This window comes from Actinomycetospora straminea, assembly GCF_028737255.1.
GTDB classification, from domain to species: domain Bacteria; phylum Actinomycetota; class Actinomycetes; order Mycobacteriales; family Pseudonocardiaceae; genus Actinomycetospora; species Actinomycetospora straminea.
This window is the reverse complement of the sequence record NZ_JAQZAN010000036.1, coordinates 1-16,843: the sequence shown is the minus strand read 5'-3', so window position 1 is coordinate 16,843 and position 16,843 is coordinate 1. Positions and strand designations below refer to the sequence as shown.

General features: G+C 76.0%; 17 protein-coding genes and 1 pseudogene. 6 read left to right on the top strand and 12 right to left on the bottom strand.

Annotation, left to right across the window (positions count from 1 at the left end):
* Positions 1-35 precede the first annotated feature (35 nt).
* Positions 36-1,007, top strand: a complete 972-nt coding sequence (locus tag PH190_RS29645) for a threonine aldolase family protein (protein WP_420791727.1) — start codon at positions 36-38, stop codon at positions 1,005-1,007.
* A gap of 83 nt (positions 1,008-1,090) precedes the next feature.
* On the opposite strand, the gene PH190_RS29640 is transcribed toward PH190_RS29645, so the two are convergent.
* From PH190_RS29640 to purD, 7 genes are all read right to left on the bottom strand, one after another.
* A complete protein-coding gene (locus PH190_RS29640) occupies positions 1,091-1,879 on the bottom strand; it encodes a potassium channel family protein (protein ID WP_274235140.1) in 789 nt (262 codons plus the stop codon).
* 33 nt (positions 1,880-1,912) lie between these two features.
* Entirely contained in the window at positions 1,913-3,043 is a 1,131-nt protein-coding gene (locus tag PH190_RS29635; protein WP_420791726.1) for a pyridoxal phosphate-dependent aminotransferase, read from the bottom strand.
* Between the two features lie 147 nt (positions 3,044-3,190).
* The gene (locus tag PH190_RS29630) at positions 3,191-4,345 is read right to left on the bottom strand and encodes a transglycosylase SLT domain-containing protein (RefSeq protein ID WP_274235138.1); all 1,155 of its coding nucleotides are present in this window, start codon (positions 4,343-4,345) and stop codon (positions 3,191-3,193) included.
* Position 4,346: 1 nt separating this feature from the next.
* Positions 4,347-4,649, bottom strand: a complete 303-nt coding sequence (locus tag PH190_RS29625; RefSeq protein WP_274235137.1) for a hypothetical protein — start codon at positions 4,647-4,649, stop codon at positions 4,347-4,349.
* Between the two features lie 56 nt (positions 4,650-4,705).
* On the bottom strand, positions 4,706-6,844 hold the full coding sequence (locus PH190_RS29620; RefSeq protein WP_274235136.1) for a transglycosylase SLT domain-containing protein: 2,139 nt from the start codon (positions 6,842-6,844) through the stop codon (positions 4,706-4,708).
* A 4-nt stretch (positions 6,845-6,848) separates the two neighbouring features.
* Complete coding sequence (locus PH190_RS29615) at positions 6,849-7,145, bottom strand: hypothetical protein (protein ID WP_274235135.1); 297 nt, start codon at positions 7,143-7,145, stop codon at positions 6,849-6,851.
* 50 nt (positions 7,146-7,195) lie between these two features.
* Entirely contained in the window at positions 7,196-8,464 is a 1,269-nt protein-coding gene (gene purD / locus PH190_RS29610) for a phosphoribosylamine--glycine ligase (protein ID WP_274235134.1), read from the bottom strand.
* A 252-nt stretch (positions 8,465-8,716) separates the two neighbouring features.
* On the opposite strand from purD, the gene PH190_RS29605 reads away from it, so the two are divergent.
* A complete protein-coding gene (locus PH190_RS29605; RefSeq protein ID WP_274235133.1) occupies positions 8,717-9,931 on the top strand; it encodes a glycerophosphodiester phosphodiesterase in 1,215 nt (404 codons plus the stop codon).
* Position 9,932: 1 nt separating this feature from the next.
* Here the strand turns inward: PH190_RS29605 and PH190_RS29600 are convergent, their stop codons facing one another.
* On the bottom strand, positions 9,933-10,232 hold the full coding sequence (locus tag PH190_RS29600; protein ID WP_420791724.1) for a UBP-type zinc finger domain-containing protein: 300 nt from the start codon (positions 10,230-10,232) through the stop codon (positions 9,933-9,935).
* Between the two features lie 10 nt (positions 10,233-10,242).
* Positions 10,243-11,532 carry an adenylosuccinate synthase gene (locus PH190_RS29595; protein WP_274235132.1) on the bottom strand — a complete coding sequence of 430 codons (1,290 nt, stop codon included), beginning with the start codon at positions 11,530-11,532 and terminating at the stop codon, positions 10,243-10,245.
* A gap of 80 nt (positions 11,533-11,612) precedes the next feature.
* On the opposite strand from PH190_RS29595, the gene PH190_RS29590 reads away from it, so the two are divergent.
* On the top strand, positions 11,613-12,299 hold the full coding sequence (locus PH190_RS29590) for a hypothetical protein (protein ID WP_274235131.1): 687 nt from the start codon (positions 11,613-11,615) through the stop codon (positions 12,297-12,299).
* 156 nt (positions 12,300-12,455) lie between these two features.
* Positions 12,456-12,695 (top strand): hypothetical protein, encoded by a 240-nt coding sequence (locus PH190_RS29585; RefSeq protein ID WP_274235130.1) that lies wholly within the window; start codon positions 12,456-12,458, stop codon positions 12,693-12,695.
* Positions 12,696-12,728: 33 nt separating this feature from the next.
* On the opposite strand, the gene PH190_RS29580 is transcribed toward PH190_RS29585, so the two are convergent.
* From PH190_RS29580 to fbaA, 3 genes are read right to left on the bottom strand one after another with little or no spacing between them, the layout of a single operon-like run.
* A complete protein-coding gene (locus tag PH190_RS29580; protein ID WP_274235129.1) occupies positions 12,729-13,874 on the bottom strand; it encodes an FUSC family protein in 1,146 nt (381 codons plus the stop codon).
* 4 nt (positions 13,875-13,878) lie between these two features.
* Entirely contained in the window at positions 13,879-14,319 is a 441-nt protein-coding gene (locus tag PH190_RS29575; RefSeq protein WP_274235128.1) for a DUF3151 domain-containing protein, read from the bottom strand.
* 19 nt (positions 14,320-14,338) lie between these two features.
* On the bottom strand, positions 14,339-15,373 hold the full coding sequence (fbaA, locus tag PH190_RS29570) for a class II fructose-bisphosphate aldolase (protein WP_274235127.1): 1,035 nt from the start codon (positions 15,371-15,373) through the stop codon (positions 14,339-14,341).
* A gap of 220 nt (positions 15,374-15,593) precedes the next feature.
* Here fbaA and PH190_RS29565 point away from each other — a divergent pair, with 220 nt between their 5' ends.
* Together PH190_RS29565 and PH190_RS29560 are read left to right on the top strand one after the other, a co-directional pair.
* Complete coding sequence (locus PH190_RS29565; protein WP_274235126.1) at positions 15,594-16,283, top strand: SigE family RNA polymerase sigma factor; 690 nt, start codon at positions 15,594-15,596, stop codon at positions 16,281-16,283.
* 86 nt (positions 16,284-16,369) lie between these two features.
* Positions 16,370-16,843: pseudogene (locus PH190_RS29560) on the top strand (hypothetical protein); the annotation flags it as partial.

Below are 16,843 nucleotides of genomic sequence, written 5' to 3'. Positions count from 1 at the left end.
TCCGCTCGGACACGGTCACGCGGCCCTCGCCGGCGATGCGGGAGGCGATGGCCACCGCGGAGGTCGGCGACGACGTCCTCGACGGCGACCCGACCCTCGGGGCGCTGCAGGAGCGCGTCGCCGACCTGCTCGGCGTCGAGGCGGCGCTGTGGACCCCGACGGGGTGCATGGCGAACGCGATCGCACTGATGGACCACCTGACACGCGGTGACAGGTTCCTCGCGCCGACCGGGGCGCACGTGCTCGAGGCCGAGCTGGGCACCGCCGCCTGGCTCGCCGGCGGCCTGCCGGCCCCGCTCGCGCACGACGCGGGCCCCGGGCGCCCGACCCCGGCGGCGGTGACCGCGGCCGCCGGGCGTGCCGGGCCCTACTTCGGGCTGCGCACCTCGCTGCTGTGCCTGGAGAACACGCACAACGGGGCCGGCGGGGCGGTGACACCGGTCGACGAGCACCGCGCGCTGGTCGCCGCGGCGCGGGACGCCGGGCTGGCCGTGCACCTCGACGGGGCGCGCATCTGGCACGCGGCGGCGGCGCTCGGCGTGGCGCCCGCCGCGCTGGCCGCGGGCGTCGACACCGTGTCCGTGTGCCTGTCCAAGGGCCTGGGCGCGCCGATGGGCTCGGTGGTGGCCGGGTCGGCGGCGTTCGTGGACCGGGCCTGGCGGCTGCGCAAGATGCTCGGCGGCGGGATCCGCCAGGGCGGCGTCGTCGGGGCCGCGGGGCTGGTGGCGCTCGACCAGATCGGTGATCTCGCCGCCGACCACGCCCGCGCCGCCCGCCTCGCCGAGGGGCTGCAGGCGCTGGGCTGGCCGGTGATCTCGCCCGACACGAACATCGTCCTCGTGCCGACGCCCGACCCCGGCACGCTCGTGGCGTCGCTGGCCGGTGTCGACGTCGCGGCCGTGCCCTTCGGCCCCGGCGTGCGCTTCGTGACCCACCGCGACCTCACCGACGACGACGTCACCGCCACCCTCGACCGCGCCGCCACCCTCCCCGCCCCCGCCTCCTGACGAGCGATGCGGGGCGCACGGGGTGTGCCAGCCTGGCGTCCACGCTGTCGCTGGACGCCAGGAAATCCACCCGCTCGCGCTGATCAGCGTGGCGCGCGGGTCGACTCCGCCTCGTCGGGAGTGCTCTCGAGCACGTCGAGGCGGCGGCGCAGGTCGCGCAGCTCGGCGAGGAGCTCGGCGTGGCGCAGGTCCGCGGGGTCGGCGCGGGGCGGCGCCGCGACGGCCTCGGACGCGTCGCGCGCCCCGACCTGCTCGAGGAACCACGTCGCGATCGCCGCGGTCACGGTGCCGAGCACCGCGATGCCGGCGAGCATGAGACCCGCCGCGACGAGCCGGCCCTCGGTGGTCACGGGCGAGAGGTCGCCGTAGCCGACGGTCGTGATCGTCGTCAGCACCCACCACATCGCGTCGCCGAACGTCAGGATCGACGCCTCCGGCGCGTCGCGCTCGGCCTCGTAGACCCCGAGCGCCGCGATGAAGCTGAGCAGGGAGATCGAGACGATGAGGTAGCTGCCGACCCGGCCCCGGAAGTCGTCGCGCAGCACCCGCCCGAGGACCGAGATCGCCGCGACGAGCCGCAGCAGCCGCAGGAACCGGAAGAACGGCGCCGCGACGACGAGCAGGTCGAGCGGGTGGCGGACGATGAACCGCCCCTTGCGCCGCGCGAGCGCGATCCGGATGCCGTAGTCGACGACGAACAGCACCCACACCCCCCAGAGCGCCGCGTCGAGCCACCACCACGACGCCTGGCCGGGGCGGGTCGCGAGCACCTGGACGGCGTAGACCCCGAGGTACAGCACCGCGAGCACGGTCAGCGGGTAGTCGGTGCGGCGCTCCCAGGCCTCCAGCCGGGCCTCGTCGTCGGGTTCCACAGACACGGAGAGTAGTCCGCGTCGCGCGGCCGTCTAGAGCGTCGGGAGCCAGCGTCCGAGCCGGGCCAGGCCCTCGCGCACGTCCGCCGTGGCGCCGGCGAACGACAGGCGGAGCCAGGTGTGCCCGTCGACCGGATCGAAGTCGATGCCCGGGGCCACCGCGACGCCCGTCTCGGCGAGCATCCGCCGGCCGAAGGCGAGGGTGTCGTCGGTGAGGTGGGCGACGTCGGCGTAGACGTAGAACGCGCCGTCGGCGGGCGCGAGCCGGGTCAGGCCCAGGTCCGGGAGCCCGTCGAGGAGCAGCCGGCGGTTCAGCGCGTAGCGCTCGACGTGGGCGTCGGCCTCGGCCAGCGACGCCTCGGTGAACGCCGCGAGCGCCGCGTACTGCGCCGGCACCGGCGGGCAGACCGTGAAGTTGCCGGCGATGACGTCCACCGCCCGCCGCAGCCGCTCGGGCACCAGCAGCCAGCCCAGCCGCCAGCCCGTCATCGACCAGTACTTCGAGAACGAGGTGACGACGATCGCCTCGTGCGAGGTGCTCCAGGCGCTGGCGGTCGGCGGGGCTGATTCCCCGCGCCCGTACTCGATGCCGTGGTAGATCTCGTCGCTGATCAGCTGGACGCCCTGCTCCTCGCACCACCGCGCGAGCGCCGCCAGGTCGTCGGGCTCGATGACGCTGCCGGTGGGGTTGGCGGGGCTCGCCACGACGACGCCCTTCGGCGGGCGGTCGAGCTCCTCGAGCATCGCGACCGTCGGCTGGAACCGCGTCTCCTCGCCGCACGGGAGCTCGACGACGTCGCAGCCGAGCGCGGCGAGGATGTTGCGGTAGCAGGGGTAGCCGGGCCGGGCGAGCACGACGGTGTCGCCGACGTCGAACGCCGCGAGGAACGCGAGCAGGAAACCGCCCGAGCCACCGGTGGTGACGACGACGTCCTCACGGCGGACCGTCTCGTCGCCGTAGCGCCTGCGGTGGTGCGCGGCGATCGCGTCGCGGAGCTCAGGGGTGCCGAGCGAGCCGGAGTAACCGAGGATCTGCTCGTCGAGGGCGCGCTTGGCGGCGTTCCGCACGTCGACCGGGGCGGGCGTCGACGGCTGGCCCGCGGAGAGGTTGACGAGGTCGCCGTGCGTGCGCGCCCGCTCCACCGCCGCCGCCCAGACGTCCATGACGTGGAACGGGGGGACCGTGGCCCGTACCGCCGGGCCGAGGCGCGCCAGAGTCGTCACCCCGTCACCCTCGCACGCACGGGAGCGCGCCCGAGGTCGGTGGGCAGGGCGGCCGAGGAGCCCTTGACCGACCCTCGGCGCGACGGATCAGTAGCCGACGTAGGCGTCGCCGCGGGCGAGCGCCTCGACGCCCGGCACCCGGGAGACCGACCCGTAGCGCGCGACCGCGTAGCGGACCCCCGCGATGATGTTGTCCACGGGGTCGCGGATGTCGTCGTGCCCGGGCAGCTTGTGCGCCTCGAACGTCGGGCCGATCGTCTGCATGAGGCCCTGCGACGGCGTGCCCCTGTCGGCGTTCGAGTCCCAGTCGTTCACGGCGTTCGGGTCGCCGCCCGACTCGCGGTCGATGATCGTCGCGATGTCGGCCGGGTCCATCTTCTCGGGCGGCACCCCCGACTCCTGCAGGATCGCCATCGCCTGACGGATCCAGTCGCCGACCTGGCCCGCGGGCGCCGGCCCCGTGCCGCCGGTCGCGGTGCCCGACGCGCTGGACCCGCCGCCCGCACCGCCGCCGGCAGCACCGCTGCTGGCGCCGCCCGCGCTGCCGTTGCTGCCCGGGTCGGCGGCGCTCCCGGCGCCCGTGAGGCTCCCGGTGCTGGTCGCGGCCACGTCCTCGATCGGACGCCACGGCACGGGCGTCCCGCGTGGCGGGGCCATGACGGCGACGTCGGGCGCGGGCAGCGCGGCGAAGGCCGTCATCGCCTCGGCCGCGCCCCGCAGGCGGGCGGCGGCGTCGGTGAGCTCACCCTCGGCGCGCGCGACGGCCGCCCGCGCCGTGTCGGTGGGTCCGCGCACCGCGTGCGCGGCCAGACCGTCGGCGAGCGCGGGCGGGATGCTGCCGCCCGCGATCGTCCGGTCCCGCGCCGCACCGGCCATCGCGAGCGCCTGCGTCACCTGTTGCTCGACCTCGCGGCGCAGCACGTCGAGGACGGTGCCGACATGCCCGAGCGTCGTGCCCGCCTCCGTGATCGCCCGGCGCTCGCTCGCGGCGGCCGTCCGGAACGACGCCACCCAGCCGCCGAACGCCGCCGCGCCCTCGCCCTCCCAGCGGCCCTCGACCGCCGCCGCGCCCCGGTCGACGGCGCGCACCGAGCCGTCGACGCCCTCCCCGACCGCGAGCACCTGCGCCGCCACGCCCCGGATCGCGCCCGGGTCGACCGTGCGCAACTGCGCGACGATCGCCGCGAGCTCCGCGGCGGCGGGCTCGCCCGCGAGCTGGCCCTCGAGGTCGGCGCGGGGCACGTCAGCTCCCTGCCGGACTGAGCGAGACTGCGGCGGCCTGGTCGGTCTCCTGCATCAACTGGATGGTGGCGTCGAGCGCCCGGTCGGCGTCGCCGAGGCGGGCGCCGGCGGCCTCCAGGTCGGCCGTCAGCGCCCGGGTCAGCGCCGCCACCGCGTCGCGCAGCGCCGCCGACGCCGCGAGCCCGCCGACGTCGGGCGGGGTGGGCCCCAGCGGGTCGGCGAGCCCCGGCATCCGCCCGGACTCGCCCGCCACCACCGTGCGCGCCTCCTCCAGCGCGCGGGTGTCGACGTCGAGGTCGGGCATGTCAGGGACGGTAGGCGGCGCGGTCGTCCCGTAGGTGCCGTTCGGGAGAACCGGCCTCAGTAGCCGACGTACGCGTCGCCGCGGGCGATCGCCTCGACGCCCGGCACCTCGGAGATCGAGCCGTACCGGTCGATCGCGTAGCGGACGCCGGCGATGATGTTGTCGACCGGGTCGGTGATCTCGCCGTGCCCGTCGAGCTTGTAGGAGTCGAAGGTCGGGCCGATGGTCTGCATGAGGCCCTGCGAGGGCGTGCCCTTCTCGGCGTTCGAGTCCCAGTTGTTGATCGCCTCGGGGTCGCCGCCCGACTCGTGGTCGATGATCGTCGCGATGTCGTCGGGGTCCATCAGGTCGAGCGGCACGCCCTCGGCCTGCAGGATCGCCATCGCCTCGCGGATCCAGTCCCCGACCTCGCCCTTCGGCCCGCCCGTCGGCGCGGCGTCGGAGGCGGTGTCGTCGGCGCCGGTCTCGTCGGCGGCCGCGGTGCCGGCGGCGGAGCCGTCGGCGCTGTCGGCCGAGGTGCTCGACGCGTTGGCGGCGCCGGTGTCGTCGGACGAGCCGCCGGCTCCGGACGAGCTGCTCCCGGACGCCGACCCGCTCGCCTCGTCGTTGGCATCCCCGCTCGTGCCGGACGCTTCGCTGTCACCGGAGCCCTCGTCGTCGCCCGAGCTCTCGCCGTCGCGCGAGCTCTCGCCGTCGCCCGAACTCTCGCCGTCGCCCGAACTCTCGCCGTCGCCCGAGGCCTCGCCGTCACCCGCGCTCTCGCCGTCACCCGCGCTCTCGCTGCCGCCACTCGAGGCCTCACGGTCGGCGGAGGCCCCGCCGGTGCTGGACGCATCGTCGTCACCGGACGTCCCGCTACCGCCCGAGGCCTCGTCGTCCGAGGATCCTGCTCCCTCGGAGGCACCGCTTCCCGAGTCGCCGGACCCGCGCGCGTCGTCGGAGCCCTCTGCCGCGTCGGTACCGGCGTCCGAGCCGTCGGTGTCCGACCCCGAGCCACCCGACCCGTTCGCTTCGTTGCCCGAGGCATCCCCGCCCGACCCGGAACTCGCCGCGCTCGACTCCGAGCCACTCGCGTCGGTTCCCAAAGCATCCGCCTCACCCGTGCTCGACGCGGAGTCCGACGGACTCGACGCCGACCCGGCCGCGTCGGACCCCGAGCCCGATCCACTCGCGTCGGTTCCCGACGCCTCCGCGCCGCTCCCACCCGACCCCGACCCAGCCGCGTCGGCACCCGAGCCGCCCGAGCCGCTCGCGGCGCCGGACCCGCCCTGGTCGGAGTCACCGGAGCCCGAGCAGTCGTCCGTCGACGAGTCCGTCGACGAGCCCGTCGCCGAGTCCGTCGCCGAGTCCGTCGCCGAGTCCGTCGACGAGTCCGTCGCCGACTCCCCGGAGGCCGCCGACGACCCACCCCCCGCATCGCTCGCCGACGAACCGTCCAGCGAGGAGGTGTCGGTGAAGTCGCCCGACGAGTCGACCGAGGACCCACCCGACAGGTCGATCCCCTGCCCACCGCCTTCGCCGTCGTCGGCGAACGCCGGGGCGGTGGCCACCGACTCGCCGGTCAGCGGCGACGCCGCCGTCCACCCGAGCGGGCCGGCGCCGGGCGGCGGGGCGATCGGGCGGGCGTCGGGGGTGGGCAGTCGGGAGAAGGAGGTCAGGTGGCCGGCGAGCTCGCGCAGGGCCGCGGCGGCGTCGCCGAGGGCGATCTCCGCGCGGTCGACGGCGAGGCGGGCGGAGGCAGTGGGTTCCGCCAGCGCCTGGGCGACGAGCTGGTCGGCCATCAGCGCCTGCGAGGGGTCGGCCTGCGCCTCGGCCCGCACCCGGCGGGCGGCGTCGAGCGCCCGCGAGACGTGCGCGTCGACCTCCCGCCGCAGACCCGCGAGCTCCTGACCAGCACCGTCGATGCGTGTCCGGAGGCGACCGGCACCGTCGAGCGTCCGCGTCCCGGCACGGCCGAACTCGTCGAGGTAGCCCGTCAGCGCCTCGGCCCCACGGCCCTGCCAGGCCCGTCGGACGTCGGCGCCGTGACGGTCGACGGCGCGCAGGGATCCGTCGACGCCCTCGGCCATCCCGCCGAGCCCGCGCGCGGCGCGGTGCAGCACCTCGGGGTCGACCTGCTGGACACGGGCGACGAGCGCACTCAGCTCCTGTCCGCCGGGCTGCGCGGCGAGCTCGCCGAGGGGGTCGAACGGCACGCGATCACACCGCAGACAGGGACGTGGCGGCGTCCGCGTCGCCGGTCTGGATGGCCGCGAGCGCGGCGTCGAGGGCGCGGTCGAGCCCGTCGAGGCGCGAGCCCGCGGCGCCGAGCTCGGCGTCGAGCGCCCGCGCGACCTCGTCGAGGGCGCCGAGCATCGCCCCGGCGGACGCGAGGTCGCCGAGTCCGGCGCTTGGCACGGCGAACCGGTCGACCATCGCCGGCACCCGGCGCGCCTCGGACGCGATGCCGGCGCGCGCCTGCTCGAGGGCGGCGGGGCCGAGGGCGAGGTCGGGCACGGACGGCAGGGTAGGTCGATGCCCCGCGCCGGTGGTGCCGGTTCGGGAAATCAGGCGCGCACGGGCATCGCGACGCGACCGGCGGCGGCCTCGCGGGCGATGTCGGTGCGGTGGTGCCCGCCGGGCAGGTGGACGGTGGCGAGGCGGGCGTAGGCGTCGTCGCGGGCGGCGTCGAGGTCGGCGCCCGTCCCGACCACCGACAGCACCCGTCCCCCGCTCGACACCACGGCCCCGTCGTCGCGGCGGCGCGTCCCCGCGTGCAGGACGCCCGGGTCGTCGGCGCCGCGCAGGACGTCGCCGGTCCGGACCGTGCCCGGGTAGCCCTCGGCGGCGACGACGACGGTGACCGCGGCACCGTCCGACCAGGTGGGCGCCGGTTCCTGCGCGAGCCGACCGTGCGCGGTGGCGGCGAGCAGCGACAGCGCGGAGCTGCGCAGGAGAGCGAGGACGACCTGGGTCTCGGGGTCGCCGAAGCGGCAGTTGAACTCGATGACCTGCGGCCCCGACGACGTCAGCGCGAGCCCGGCGTAGAGCAGGCCGGAGAACGGGGTGCCGCGGGCGTCGAGCTCGGCGACGACCGGCGTGACGATGCGGTCGACCACCTCGTCGACGAGCCCCGACGGCGCCCACGGGAGCGGGGCGTAGGCACCCATCCCGCCGGTGTTCGGGCCGGCGTCGTCGTCGCCGAGACGCTTGAAGTCCTGCGCGGGCAGCAGCGGGACGACCGTCGTGCCGTCGACGACGCAGAACAGCGAGGCCTCGGGGCCGTCGAGGAACGACTCGAGCAGCACGGGGTGCCCGCCCTCGAGCACCGACGCGGCGTGCCGGCGGGCGGCGTCGAGGTCCTCGGTGACCAGGACCCCCTTGCCCGCGGCGAGCCCGTCGTCCTTGACCACCCACGGCGCCTCGAACCGGGCGAGGGCCGCGTCGAGGTCGCCGGGGTTGTCGACGCTCTCGCTGCGCGCGGTGGGCACGCCGGCGGCGGTCATGACGTTCTTCGCGAACGCCTTCGACCCCTCGATGCGGGCAGCGGCGGCCGACGGCCCGAAGCAGGCGACGCCGGCCGCGCGGAGGGCGTCGCCCACACCGGCGACGAGCGGTGCCTCGGGGCCGACGACCACGAGGTCGGCGCGCCACTCGCGGGCGAGGGCCACGACCTGCTCGGGGTCGGCGGCGTCGGCGAGCCCCGGGTGCTCGGCCAGCGCCGCGGTGCCGGCGTTGCCGGGGGCGGCGGCGAGGGCGGTGACCTGCGGGTCGCCGGCGAGGGCGAGCAGCAGGGCGTGTTCGCGGGCTCCGGACCCGATGACCAGGACGCGCACGCCCGACACGCTACGGGCCGCGGGTCGACGTCGAGCTGGGGGCTTTCCTGGCACTCGATGACAGCGTGGACGCCAGGCTGAGACACCCCGTGCCTCGCTCGCCTCGGCGTGTCGCCCCGGCGGGCATGTGGCGATCCTGGCCCTGAACGCCAGCGATGCCGCATCGCTCGCACATCCCGCACGCGTTGTTCACCGCGGGGATGGGCGGGCCGGGTGGCGAGGGCGGGGCGGGGCTGGGGATCATGCGCCGCGATGACCTTCCCGGTGCCCGCCCTGTCCCGTCGCTCCGCGCTCCGGGGTGGGCTCGCCGCCGCCGGGGCCCTGGCCGCCGGGTGCGCCGACACGCCCACCGGCGCCGCCGCGAGCAGCCCCGCTCCGCCCACCCCGAGCAGCACGCCCACCCCGAGCAGCGCCCCCGACCCCGGCACCGACGGCGCCGCGCCCGGCCGCATCACCGTCGTCGGGCACCGCGGGGCGTCGGGCTACCGCCCCGAGCACACGCTCGCCGCCTACGAGCTGGCGATCCGTATGGGCGCCGACGCCGTCGACGTCGACCTCGTCCCCACCGGCGACGGCGCCCTCGTCGCCCGCCACGAGCCCGAGATCGGCGGCACCACCGACATCGCCACCAGGCCCGAGTTCGCGGCCCGGCGCACCGAGAAGCAGATCGACGGCACCGCGGCCACCGGCTGGTTCACCACCGACCTCACGCTCGCCGAGGTCCGCACGCTGCGGGCCGTCGAGCGCATCCCGGAGACCCGCCCGCACAACACCCTCTACGACGGCCGCTTCGGCGTGGTGACGTTCGACGAGGTCCTCGACCTGCTCGACCGCCTCGCCGCTGAGCTGCGCCGGCCGGTGGGCGTGCTGCCCGAGGTCAAGCACTCCACCTACTTCGCGAGCCTCGGCCTGCCCGTGGAGCCCGCGCTCGTCGACACCCTGCGCCGCCGCGGCCGCGACCGCGAGGACTCGGGCGTGATCATCCAGTCGTTCGAGACGGCGAACCTGCGCGCGCTGAAGGGCCAGGTCGGCTGCCCGCTGCTGCAGCTCGTCGACGCCGCCGGCACCCGGCCCGCCGACCTCGTCGCCGGGAACGACCCGCGCACCTCCGACGCCCTGCTCACCCCGGACGGGCTGCGCGACGTCGCCACCTACGCGGCCTGGCTCGGCCCGAGCAAGGACTGGATCGTCCCGCTCGGCCCCGACGACGCCGCCGGCCCGCCGACGCGGCTGGTCGAGGACGCGCACGCCGCGGGCCTGCGCGTCATGCCCTACACCTTCCGCAACGAGAACGAGTTCCTGCCGCTCGGCCGTCGCCGCGGCGGCGCGGCCGGGAACGGGGCGGGCGCGCCGCCGGACACCTACGGCGACGCGTTCGGCGAGTACCAGCAGTACGTCGGGCTCGGCGTCGACGCCCTGTTCAGCGACGACCCCGACACCGCGCTGGCCGCCGTCACCCCGGCCTGAGTCAGGGCGCGAGGCGCCGATCGACGTAGCACCAGCGCCAGGACTCGTTGGGCTCGTGCGAGCGCATGACCGGGTGGCCGGTGTCCTCGTGGTGCTTGGAGGCGTGGCGGTACGGGCTGGAGTCGCAGCACGCGACGTGCCCGCACTCCACGCACTTCCGCAGGTGGGCCCACGCGGTGTAGCCCTCGGCCCGGCAGTCCGGGCAGATCAGGGTCTCGCCGTCGCGCGCGACCGCGTCCGGCGCCGGGTCGGCGGCGACCCCGCCGGTCCCGATGGTCAGGAGGTGTTCGCAGGCGCCCACCCCATCGAGCTTACGGTGCGGTCTCGGGCCGCGTGACGGTTTCGTCGCGCCCCGGGCCCACCCCGATCGCCGAGACCGGTGCGCCCGACAGCTCCTCGATGCGCTCGACGTAGTCGCGGGCCTTGGCCGGGAGGTCGGCGAACGAGCGGCACGCGGAGATGTCCTCGAACCAGCCCGGCATCGTCTCGTACACCGGCGTCGCGGCGGTGACGTCCGCCTGCGTCATCGGCATCTCGTCGACGCGCTGCCCGTCGACCTCGTAGCCCACGCAGATCGGCACGTTCTCGAGGCCGGAGAGCACGTCGAGCTTGGTGAGGAACAGGTCGGTGATGCCGTTGACCCGCACCGCGTACCGGGCGATCACGGCGTCGAACCAGCCACAGCGGCGGCTGCGCCCGGTGGTCACGCCGAACTCGCCGCCGGTCTTGCGCAGGTACTCGCCGTCGGCGTCGAACAGCTCGGTCGGGAACGGCCCCGAGCCCACGCGCGTCGTGTAGGCCTTGAGGATCCCGATGACCCGGCCGATGCGCGTCGGCCCGATGCCCGAGCCGGCCGCCGCCCCGCCCGCCGTGGGGCTCGACGACGTGACGTACGGGTACGTGCCGTGGTCGACGTCGAGCAGCGTGCCCTGCGAGCCCTCGAGCAGCACGGTCTCCCCGCGCTCCAGCGCCCGGTGCAGCGCGAGGCGGGTGTCGGCGATGCGGTGCGCGAAGCCCTCGGCGTGGCCCAGCACGGTGTCGGCGACCTCGTCGACGTCGAGGGCACGCCGGTTGTAGATCTTGACGAGGATCTGGTTCTTGAGCTCCAGCGCCGCCTCGACCTTCTCGCGCAGCAGCTTCTCGTCGAGCAGGTCCTGCATCCGCACGCCGACCCGGGCGATCTTGTCCTGGTAGGCCGGGCCGATGCCCCGGCCGGTGGTGCCGATGCGGGCCTTGCCCAGGAAGCGCTCGGTCACCTTGTCGATGGCCACGTGGTACGGCATGATCACGTGCGCGTCCGCGGAGATCAACAACTTGCCCGTGTCGACGCCCTTGGCCTCCAGGCCGGCGAGCTCCTCGAGCAGGACCCCGGGGTCGACCACCACGCCATTGCCGATCACGTTGGTGACACCCGGCGTCAGGATGCCGGACGGGATGAGGTGCAGGGCGAAGTTCTTGCCGTCGGGCAGCACGACGGTGTGCCCGGCGTTGTTGCCACCCTGGTAGCGCACGACCCACTGGACCTGCTCACCGAGGATGTCGGTGGCCTTGCCCTTGCCCTCGTCACCCCACTGGGCGCCGATGAGCACGATGGCCGGCATGTGACACTCCCTGACGTTCGACTGCGCTGGTCGCACGGGAGTGCGGGGCCCGCCCCGTGCAACGGAAGGGTAGTGCACGCGTGTCCCCTGGCTCGTCGTCGCGCGTGCTGACGTGCGGCACCGGCGCCGGGGAGCGCTGGAGCGCCGCCGCGTCCCTGGGCACGACCCTCACGCTGTCGGCCCGCCCCACCCGCGGTGAGGTCGACCCGGTGCTCGACGCGATCGGTGACGGCGGGCGCCTCGTCGTCGCCGGCGACGACGCCGCGATCGCCGCGGTGCTCGCCCGCCTGCTGCGCCGCGAGCGCCTCGACGTCGAGGTCGCCCTGCTCCCCGACCCCGACTCGGCCGCCGCGGCCGTGTGGGGCCTGCCGACCGACCCCGGCGCGGCCGTGGACCTCGCCCGCGACGGGTCGGCGCGCCCGACCCCGCTGGTGCGCGACGACCACGGTGGCCTCGTCGCCGGCCGTCACACCACCGGCCCGGTCCACGGCGAGATCTACTGCGGCGAGCACCGCGTCCTGCGCGGCGACGCGGCGCAGGTGGCCGTGACGCCGGACCCCGCCGGCGGCGTGCGCGTCACCGTCACCGGACCGCGCCGGCTCGGGGGCCTGCGCGCGGGACGGGTCACCGAGCACGCGGGGCGGGCGGTCCAGCTCGGGTGCCGGCCGCCGGTCACCGTCGTGCGCGACGGCGTCCCCGGCGACCGGCCCGTCCCCCGGCGCAGCTGGTACCGGCACACCGAGGACTGGCGGCTCGTGCGGCCCTGACCCGCGCGCTCCGTGTGACCGGGGTCACCTCGGGGATCGGCGGAGATCCCCGGGTCGGGGGGCCGCACGACTGCGCTGGGCGACCGCCGAGCCACCGTCCGTGCCCACCTGCCGACGACCACGTGTGCCGGGACGGGGTGGGGGTACGCCAGGGACATGCTGGCGGTGGTGGTCATCCTCCCGATCGCGATCATCCTGGTCGTCTGCCTGCTGGAGCGGTTCGAGGCCCACGCGACGGCCGTGCCCGTCGCGGCCCGCGTCCGACGGCGCGCTCCGGTGGAGCCCACCGGCCCGGCCCTCGCGCTCGTGCACCACGGCGACCCGTCCCCGGCGCCCCGCGCGCCGGCGTCCGTGGGCGACGAGGCCGACACCCGCGAGCTGCGCCGGGCGTCCTGACGCCACCGACCGGTGTCCCCGGGACACGCCTCCTCAGGGGTCGGTGGGGTCGTCGGGGTCGTGGCGGTCCGCGGTCTCCCCGCCATCGAGCCGCCTGCTCGTCGTCGCCGCCACCGCGTCCTCGCGATCGGTGCCCGCGGCCGTGAGGAGGTCCACGAGCATCGACTGGATCTGCGCCAGCACCACGTCCGCCGAGTAGCCACCGCCCCGCTCCGGCAGCGTGCCGATCGTGTCCAGCAGCGCGCTGCGGGCGCCGTCGGTCGACTCGCCGCCGGTCAGCTCGCCGCGCAGCACCGAGGTGTCACCGGCCAGGCGGCGCAGCACCGCGACCAGCTCCGGGTCGGGCCGCTCGCCGTCGCGGATCGCCGCGTGCGCGCGCCGGGCGAGGACGCGTGCGTTGCGCAGGGCCAGGTCGACGGGGCGCACGGCCGTGCGCAGGCGCGCGAGCTCCCCGCGGTGGCGGCGACGCAGCGGCGCGATCGTGGTGATCTCGAAGCCCGCGTCGACGGCGTCGGACAGCGCGTCGACGCGGCCCTGCGTGGCGCGCGCCCGCTCGAGCACGGCCGCGGCCGCGGCGCGGTCGCCGACCTCGAGCGCGTCGGCGGTCCCCGCGAGCACGGCCTCGAGCTCGGTGAGCAGCGCCGACAGCCCGCGCCGGGCCCGGGTGAGCGGGTGGGAGGGCAGCGTCGCCGCGGTGGCCAGCCCGATCGCCGCCCCGATGAGCGTGTCGATCCAGCGCGAGAACGCGGCCGTCGTGCCCGGCGGCTGCAGCGTCGCCACCAGCACCGCCGACACCGCGGCCTGGTTGAGCAGCAGCGCCCCGACGTCGAAGAGCAGCGCCGCGAGCAGCGCCAGCCCCACCACCACGCTGATCTGCCACCAGCCCGGCCCGATGAGCACGACGATGAGGTCGCCGACGGCCACGCCGACGCTGACCCCGACCGCGAGCTCCACCGAGCGGCGCAGCCGGTTGGTGACGCCGACGCCCAGCACGAGGACGCAGGCGATCGGCGCGAAGAAGGGCACCGGGTGCCCGACGACGTCGCGCGCCACGAGGTAGGCGAGGCCGGCCGCGAGCGCGCACTGCAGCACCGGCAGCCCCGAGTCGCGCAGGCGCCGGACCCGGGAGCCGGCGAGCCCGCGCAGGCGGTGACCGACCCGGCCCTCCCCGGCCGGCACGGCGTCAGGCCAGGCCGAGGGCGGCGACGGCCTCCGGGTCGCAGTCGGCGAGGAGCTGCACACAGCGCTCGACCTCGTCGGTCTCGCCGATCGCCCGGGCGGCCTTGGCCAGCGACGCCACCGCGCGCAGGAAGCCCTGGTTGGGCTCGTGGCTCCACGGCACCGGCCCGAAGCCCTTCCAGCCGTTGCGGCGCAGCTGGTCGAGCCCGCGGTGGTAGCCGGTGCGCGCGAACGCGTAGGCCGTGACGTGCTCGCCCGCGGCCTCGGCGCGCTCGGCGAGCGCCGCCCACCCGGCCGAGTAGGTCGGGTGGTCGGCGACGACCGCGGCCGGGTCCTCGCCGCGCTCCAGCCGCGACGCCGGCTCCGGCGTCGCGGGGAGGTAGGTCGGCTGCGGCCCCAGCAGGTTGTGCCCGTGCCCGGCGCCCGGGCCCGTCGGGATGGTCATGGAACCATCATCCCCGGCGTCACTTCCCGAGCGTCTGCCCCGTCGCGCGCAGGTTCTCGCAGGCCGTGGTGACCCGCTGCGCCATCGCGACCTCGGCCTTCTTGCCGTAGCTGCGCGGGTCGTAGGTCTTCTTGTCGCCGACCTCGCCGTCGATCTTCAGCACGCCGTCGTAGTTCTCGAACATGTGCGCCGCGATCGGGCGCGTGTAGGCGTACTGGGTGTCGGTGTCGACGTTCATCTTCACGACGCCGTAGTCGAGGGCCTCGTGGATCTCCTCGAGCAGCGAGCCCGAGCCGCCGTGGAAGACCAGGTCGAACGGCTTCGAGCCGTCGGGCAGGCCCAGCTCCTTCGCCGCGACCTCCTGCCCCTTCTTGAGCACGTCGGGGCGCAGCTTGACGTTGCCCGGCTTGTAGACGCCGTGCACGTTGCCGAACGTGGCGGCCAGCAGGTAGCGGCCCTTCTCCCCGCCGCCGAGGGACTGCACGGTGCGCTCGTAGTCGCCGGGCGCGGTGTAGAGCTTCTCGTCGATGTCGGCGGAGATGCCGTCCTCCTCGCCGCCGACGACGCCGATCTCCACCTCGAGGATGATCTTCGCCTTGCCCGCCTTCTCCAGCAGCTCCTGGGCGATCTCGAGGTTCTCGGTGAGCTCCACCGCCGAGCCGTCCCACATGTGCGACTGGAACAGCGGGTTCTGCCCGCGGTCGACGCGCTCCTGGCTGATCGCGATCAGCGGACGCACGTAGGAGTCGAGCTTGTCCTTCGGGCAGTGGTCGGTGTGCAGCGCGACGTTGATCGAGTACTTCTCCGCCACGACGTGCGCGAACTCCGCGAGCGCGCTCGCGCCCGTGACCATGTCCTTGACCGACTGCCCCGACCCGAACTCCGCCCCGCCCGTGGAGAACTGGATGATCCCGTCGCTCTCCGCCTCGGCGAAGCCGCGCAGGGCCGCGTTGATGGTCTCCGAGGACGTGCAGTTGATGGCCGGGAACGCGAAGCGGTTCGCCTTCGCGCGGTCCAGCATCTCGTTGTAGACCTCGGGGGTCGCGATGGGCATCGTCGTGCCTCCCAGGAGCTCCTCGAACAGGGGCCGGGCGCCGGAGCGGGCGCGGTCCGGCCGGGCGTCGGCGCAGTATGACGCAGCCGCGGCGCCCGGCGCTGCGTCGTCGGGTGTGACCGGAGTCCCCACGCCGCGGCCCCTGGGCCACGCGGGTGATCCGAAGGCTCGCGGTCGTCCCCACCGGGACCACGCGTGGTGAAGGGCTATCGTCGGAGAGGTGGGTCACCCCGGGGAGAGCGCCGTCGAGCGCACACTCGGCAGCCTGCGGGCCATCGACGCCGTCGCCCCGGCCGACGCCTCGGTGCCGCACCCGTCGGCGCGCCCGTCGGGCCCGCCGCGACCTCCCGGTCCGCCGGGCCCCTCGTCGTTCGGGCCGTCGTTCGGGCCGGCGAGCGGTCCGGTCGCCACCCAGGACCAGCACGAGGCCCCGCGCACGCTCGAGGACCTCTACCGCGAGCACCGGATGCGGTTCGTGCGCCTCGCGGTGCTGCTCGTGGACGACCCGGCGACCGCCGAGGACGTCGTACAGGAGGCGTTCACCGGGCTGCACCGGCACTGGAGCCGCCTGCGCGACGAGCACGCGGCGCTGGGCTACCTGCGCACCGCGGTGGTCAACGGGTCACGCTCGGTGCTGCGCCGGCGGCGCACCGCCCGCGAGTACACCCCGCCGCACACCGCCGACGCCCGCTCCGCCGAGTCGCTCGCGATGCTCTCCGCCGAGCACCAGGCGGTGGTCTCCGCGCTGGGCAAACTGCCGCGGCGCCAGCGCGAGGTGCTGGTGCTGCGGTACTACGGGGGGCTCTCCGAGGCCGAGATCGCCGAGGCCACGGGCATCAGCAAGGGCACGGTGAAGTCGACGGCGAGCCGCGGGCTCGAGGCCATCGGCAAGCTGGTCGGCGGCGTCTAGCGCCGGTCGAGGGCTGGTCGGGTGACTCCGGACGGCCCACGGACGGCCCTGGGTCCCGCGTGGTGTCGCCGCTACCATCGGCCGGGATGAGCGACGAGCGGCTGCTGTCCGAGGCCCTGCGTGCGCACGCCGCGGGCGGGGTGTCCACCCCGGGCGGCACCACCGGGGGCACGGGAAGCACCGGGAGCACCGCCGATCCGGCGCCGCCCACCGAGGCGCAGGAGGCCCCGTCCGGGGGCTCCCGGCTGCGCGACCGCTTCCGCCCGCTGGGGCGTCGTCGCGGGCAGGAGGAGGCCGCGCCGGAGACCGTCGCCCAGCCCGCTCCGGCCGCCGCCGGCCCGCTCGGTCCCGGCATGCCGGGTCCCGGACCCACGCCGGCCGGACCCACGCCGACCGGACCCACGCCGGCCGGACCCACGCCGGCCGGACCCACGCCGACCGGACCCACGCCGGCCGGACCCGCCGCCGGCCCCGCTCCCGCCGGCCCCGCTCCCATCGGACCCGTGGCCGCCGGACCCACGGCCGCCGGACCCACGGCCGCCGGACCCACGGCCGCCGGA

What these genes read in the sequence shown, in the direction of transcription:
- PH190_RS29625 (WP_274235137.1), bottom strand. Translation starts at nt 4,649, where the DNA reads ATGCCCGACCTCGACGTCGACACCCGCGCGCTGGAGGAGGCGCGCACG.
- PH190_RS29595 (WP_274235132.1), bottom strand. Translation starts at nt 11,532, where the DNA reads ATGCCGGCCATCGTGCTCATCGGCGCCCAGTGGGGTGACGAGGGCAAG.
- PH190_RS29575 (WP_274235128.1), bottom strand. Translation starts at nt 14,319, where the DNA reads ATGACCATCCCGACGGGCCCGGGCGCCGGGCACGGGCACAACCTGCTG.
- PH190_RS29605 (WP_274235133.1), top strand. Translation starts at nt 8,717, where the DNA reads ATGACCTTCCCGGTGCCCGCCCTGTCCCGTCGCTCCGCGCTCCGGGGT.
- PH190_RS29645 (WP_420791727.1), top strand. Translation starts at nt 36, where the DNA reads ATGCGGGAGGCGATGGCCACCGCGGAGGTCGGCGACGACGTCCTCGAC.
- PH190_RS29635 (WP_420791726.1), bottom strand. Translation starts at nt 3,043, where the DNA reads ATGGACGTCTGGGCGGCGGCGGTGGAGCGGGCGCGCACGCACGGCGAC.
- PH190_RS29585 (WP_274235130.1), top strand. Translation starts at nt 12,456, where the DNA reads ATGCTGGCGGTGGTGGTCATCCTCCCGATCGCGATCATCCTGGTCGTC.
- fbaA (WP_274235127.1), bottom strand. Translation starts at nt 15,373, where the DNA reads ATGCCCATCGCGACCCCCGAGGTCTACAACGAGATGCTGGACCGCGCG.